The sequence below is a fragment of the Mesotoga sp. genome (assembly GCF_035363035.1).
GTDB lineage: Bacteria > Thermotogota > Thermotogae > Petrotogales > Kosmotogaceae > Mesotoga.
On the sequence record NZ_DAOSEH010000111.1, the window covers coordinates 1 to 5,479 of the forward strand.

4 protein-coding genes are annotated in these 5,479 nt (G+C 53.4%); all 4 read left to right on the forward strand.

Annotated elements, in window-relative coordinates; translation table 11 throughout:
* Positions 1-1,898, forward strand: a 1,898-nt coding sequence (locus PKX57_RS11110; protein WP_472417339.1) for a DEAD/DEAH box helicase, incomplete at its 5' end; no start/stop codon positions are given.
* A complete protein-coding gene (gene mnmE / locus PKX57_RS11115; RefSeq protein WP_472417341.1) occupies positions 1,879-3,201 on the forward strand; it encodes a tRNA uridine-5-carboxymethylaminomethyl(34) synthesis GTPase MnmE in 1,323 nt (440 codons plus the stop codon). The genes PKX57_RS11110 and mnmE, both read left to right, overlap by 20 nt.
* A 20-nt stretch (positions 3,202-3,221) precedes the next feature.
* The gene (locus PKX57_RS11120) at positions 3,222-3,944 is read left to right on the forward strand and encodes a hypothetical protein (RefSeq protein WP_472417343.1); all 723 of its coding nucleotides are present in this window, start codon (positions 3,222-3,224) and stop codon (positions 3,942-3,944) included.
* An 88-nt stretch (positions 3,945-4,032) separates the two neighbouring features.
* Positions 4,033-5,479: valine--tRNA ligase (locus PKX57_RS11125; protein WP_472417345.1), on the forward strand; the 1,447-nt coding region annotated here is incomplete at its 3' end.

The window sequence follows — 5,479 nt, forward strand, 5'->3', positions numbered from 1 at the left end:
TGGTTCTCGAATACAGAGACAACAACAAGATCTACGTTCCCATCGAAAGAGTCGATAGAGTACACAAATACGTCGGAAATTTCGACGGCGTACAGCTCAACTCGCTCAAAGGAAACGGTTGGGGCAGGCAGAAATCGAAAGTCAGGCAGGAGGTAAAGGCGCTGATCAGCGAGCTGACGAATCTCTACGGTTCCAGGGAAATCGTCAGGGGAATACCGCTCGCGGGGGATGCCGAGATGGAGAAGAGCTTCAGGGATAGCTTCCCCTACGTTGAAACCGACGATCAACTCAAGGCTGTCGATGAGGTCTTATCGGACCTTCAGAGTGGCAGGCCGATGGACAGGCTCATAAGCGGCGATGCAGGTTACGGAAAGACCGAGGTGGCTATAAGGGCGGCCTTCAGGAGCGTACTCTCCGGCAAGCAGGTTGCCGTAATGGTACCCACGACAGTCCTCGCACGACAGCACCACGAGAACTTCTCCACTCGTCTCGCGCCTTTCGGTATAAGGGTCGAAATCCTCGACCGTTACAGAACGGAAAACGAGAGGAGTAGACTTCTAAGAAAGCTCAAAAAGGGAGAGATAGACGTTGTGGTCGGAACGCACTCACTGCTCTCCAAGGAGGTCCAGTTTGCCGATCTCGGACTGGTGATAGTCGATGAAGAGCAGCTTTTCGGAGTTATGCAGAAGGAACACTTCAAAAAGCTAAGGCTACAGATCAACGTTCTCTCGATGAGTGCGACTCCCATTCCCAGGACCCTGTACATGTCCCTTTCTGGACTGAGGGACATGTCGGTTATTTCTACTCCTCCGGCCGGGAGAACCACGCCGGAAATTTACGTGGGATCGGTCAACGAGAGGCTGATCAGGACTGCCGTTTTAAGGGAAGTCAACAGGGGAGGCCAGACTATATATGTTCACAACAGGGTCAACGAACTGCCCGATCTTCTGTTGAGATTGAGGGAACTGCTGCCAGAGGTCAGCATCGAAATGGCGCACGGTCAAATGAACAAGACGGCCTTCGAACGGACGATAAGATCTTTCTACACCGGAAACCTCGACGTCCTTCTCTGCACGACCATAATCGAGAGCGGCGTCGATGTGCCCAACGCCAACACTCTGATAGTAGACGACTCGCATCGTTACGGACTGGCCCAGCTCTACCAGCTCAGGGGTCGTGTGGGTAGAAGCACCAGGAGGGCCTTCTCCTACTTCCTTTACGACGCCAGGAGACTTACAGAACCCTCGCGTGAGAGGCTGAAGGCGCTCAAGGAATTTTCCGGTGCCGGGAGCGGTATGAAGCTGGCGATGAGAGATTTGGAGATAAGGGGTTTCGGAACGCTTCTGGGTGCCGAGCAACATGGCAATATCAACTCGGTGGGACTGTACCTCTACCGGGAGATGGTCGATAGAGCCCTCAGAGAGCTCAGGGGCGAGCAGGAAGTCGATATCCAGGACCGGGCTGTGGATACGGAGCTGAAGAATATACCTTTCGACATGGTCATCCCCGAAACCTTCGTCGCCGACTCCATCGAAAGGTTGAAGATATACCGCAGGATAGCGGCCTGCAGGGAACAGGAAGAGATCAACGAAATAGAAGCCGAGCTGAAAGATAGGTTCGGGAAGCTCCCAGTGCAGGTAGAATCGCTTCTTACGGCCTCGCGCATAAGGCTGGGAGCCTTCAGGCTGGCTATAAAGGCCGTGGAGTACGACGCACATTTGGAAAGAGTCCTGTTGACTCACGCCGAGAACCACGATCGCAACTCGATACGGTTGAAAAGAGAGAAAGTGCTCGTGAACGAGAGAGAAGGAAAGACGATGATATATCCGGTACCAGAGAGAAGATTGATGAGAGTTCTTCAGGAGATATTCCTTGGAGTTGAAGAGATTGTTCACTGATCCGATATGCGCCCTTGCGACAGCCAGGGGCGTCTCTGCGATCGCGACGGTCAGGTGTTCCGGCGAGCGGATACTGGAGAGGCTCCTTCCTCTCCTGGAGCGGCCCGATAAACCAAAACCCAGAAGGATCTATCTAACTTCCTTCAAGGCTAAGGGGGAATTCCTCGACGAGATACTCTTCGTGTATTTCCAGGCACCGGCCTCCTACACTGGAGAAGAGATGGTGGAACTCTCCTTCCACGGCAATCCGATAATCATCGATAGAGCTATGGAAGCCCTTCTCGAAGCGGGTTTCAGACAAGCTCTTCCCGGAGAGTTCACCAGGCGGGCCGTTTTGAACGGCAAGATCGATCTCCCAAAGGCCGAGGCTATAAACGCGATGATAACCTCGCGAAGTGAGACGGCTCTGGATGTGGCGAGAAGGAGTTACGTAGAGGGTATTTCCAAAGAGATCTCGATCTTCAGAGAAGAGATAATCCGGTTGCTGGCGACGATAGAAGTTGAGCTCAACTACCCCGACGAGGTCGAGACCGATTACAAAGACCTGGGTGAAAAGCTGAACGGCCTTTCGGAAAGTATTTCGGCTTTCATCGAGAGCGCCAGCAAGGGGTTGAGGATCGCTCAGGGAATCAAGACGGTTATCGTGGGCGAGACCAACGTCGGGAAGTCCACACTTCTCAACGCACTGCTCAGAAGGGACCGGGCGATCGTTTCCGATATTCCCGGAACCACCAGAGACACTATCGAAGAGGACCTGAGCATAAATGGCGTTCTCTTCAGAGTAATCGATACGGCCGGCATACGAGCCTCGAACGATGCGATCGAAGAGATGGGAATACAGAGGAGCCTGAAGGCCATCGAAGATGCTGACCTCCTGATACTTCTGAGCGATCCGGCAGGCGATCCCGGTTATCTTCAAAAAATCGACCTGGAGGGGAAGAGAGTGATCAGAGCAGCGAACAAGTCCGATATAAGACAGATCGACGGCGCCGGTTACGACGTCGTAATAAGCGCCAGAACCGGGCAGGGACTCGCCTCGCTCGAAAAGCTGATGGTCGAAAAGACCGTCGACCTGACTTCGATCGGAGAGCAGATAATCGTCAGCGCAAGGCAAAGGGTCTGTCTCCAAGAGTGTCTGCGATATCTTCACCAATCTTTAGAAGCCATCGAAGAGAGGGTGACAATCGACATAGTGAGCACGCTCGTCGAGAGCGCTGCCAAAAGCCTCGACGAACTTTTGGGAAGGAACCTGACCGAGGACCTGCTCGACAGGATCTTCAGCGATTTCTGCGTCGGGAAGTGATTGCATTGCTTTTGATGGCGATGATCGTAGTTGCGGCCTCAACCAGGCTCTTTCTCGGTCCACTCCCCTATTTCCTGACGAGTGTACCCGCCTTCGTTCTCTTTACCGTCCTCAGACGGAAAGTGCCGTATATATCATTGGTGATCGCCCCTCTGTTGCCGATCATTGTGGAATTGATCGCCTTGATGATGGCCAACTTCAGGGGAGGTTTTCTGGTTGGCGATATAGTCTGCCTGGTGACCGCGCTCCTGGGGCTGGGAGAGGAAAGGCCTAAAGAGAGGATGATCAGGCGGCTTGGTCTCTCCGGTAAAGGTAGCAGAAACATGGTCCTATCGCTCTTCTACACCTTCGGCAGGGTCGAGAGAATAGAGAAAGTCAACATGAGCCAGAGTTACGCCATGATAAACGGAGGGAGTTTCCATTTCAGCGTGAACATACCCGGCTCCGGTCAGGTCAACATGGAGATACCCCTGGAGGATATCGAAGAAGTGGCCGTCCACCAGAGCACATCTTCGGGCGATCTGTATTATCCGTCTTTGAGGGATATGTTTCTGCCCGCCAGGAACATCAAGCTGGTGGGAAAGCCCAAAATACAGGACTACTTCCTGGTGGTGAGAGTCGGCGAAGAAGCTTACACTTTCTACGAAGAGCCCAGGACAGTGCTTGAACTCCAGGAGAAGATCGAAAAAGAAAAGGAACTCTCCGGCCGACCTAAGCAATCGCCCGGCGAACCAACGGCTTAACCTCAAATGCACAACCCCTCCCCTTTCTCTCCGGCACTTCGTGATATAATTCCTGTTAATCGCTGCAAGCTTGCAAGGGGGTAGTCCTATGAAAGAACTGGGAACCAGGTACACTCCTTCCGACCTGGAGAAGAAGTGGTACTCATACTGGAAGGAGAACGGCCACTTCAAACCTAAGGGCAGTGGAAAGCCTTTCACCATAATGATACCGCCACCAAACATAACGGCAGCCCTCCATATGGGTCACGCACTCAATCTCATCCTTCAAGATATCATGACAAGGTTCAAGAGAATGCAGGGTTTCAGGGCTCTCTGGGTTCCGGGAGAGGACCACGCCGGTATCGCAACGCAGAATGCCGTCGAGAAAAACCTCGCCAAGAAGGGTATCGACAGGAGGAAACTCGGCCGTGAAAAATTCCTGGAAACTACATGGGATTGGACCAGGGAATACAGGCAGAAAATCAGGGAACAGATAGAGGCCATGGGCTGTTCCGTTGACTGGAGCAGGGAGCGATTCACCCTGGATGAACGATTGAGCCATGCCGTAAGAAAATCCTTCGTTCAACTCTACAAGGAAGGCCTGATATACAGGGGCAAATACATAGTCAACTGGTGTCCCAGATGTTCAACGGTTCTTTCGGACGAGGAAGTGGAACACGAGGACGAAAAGGGAGCCTTCTACCACATAAAGTATCCTATCAAGGGCAGCGATGAGTTCGTAGTGATAGCGACCACCAGACCGGAAACCATGCTTGCCGATACGGGGGTTGCCGTCTATCCCTCCGACGAGAGATACTTATCTTTGCAGGGAAAGACGGCCATACTGCCTCTGGTAAACAGGGAGCTTCCCATAGTGGCCGACAGGTACGTCGATCCGACCTTCGGTACGGGCGCGCTCAAGGTGACCCCGGCGCACGATCCGAACGACTTCCAGATAGGGATAAGACACAATCTGCCGCTGGTGGAGGTCTTCGACAAAGACGCGAAAATAACCGAAGCCGGCGGCAAGTACGCCGGTCTGGACAGATACGAGGCCAGGAAACAGGTGGTTAAGGATCTCGAGGAACAGGGTTATCTGCTAAAGATAGAACCTATGGTTCATGCAGTGGGAAGGTGCTACCGTTGCGACACGGTAGTCGAACCCTCGCTCTCGGACCAGTGGTACGTGAAGGTCGGACCGCTCGCCGAGAGGGGAATAAAGGCCGTCGAAGACGGAGAGGTCGTCTTCTTCCCCGAAACCTGGAAGAAGGTCTATCTCAACTGGATGAACGATATAAGGGACTGGTGCATCTCCAGACAGCTCTGGTGGGGCCATCGCATCCCGGTCTGGTACTGCGACGAGTGTGGAGAGGTCATAGTTGAGGAGAACGATCCCGAAAGCTGTCCCAACTGCGGCTCGGGCAAGATCCGGCAGGATGAGGACGTACTCGACACCTGGTTCTCCTCACAGCTCTGGCCATTCACGACGCTGGGCTGGCCAGAAGAGACGGAAGATCTGGCGACTTACTACCCGACGAGCGTCCTCATAACCGGCT

Bases quoted from the DNA above. Each gene is read 5' to 3' on its own strand.
- PKX57_RS11120 (WP_472417343.1), top strand. From the start codon at position 3,222: ATGATCGTAGTTGCGGCCTCAACCAGGCTCTTTCTCGGTCCACTCCCC.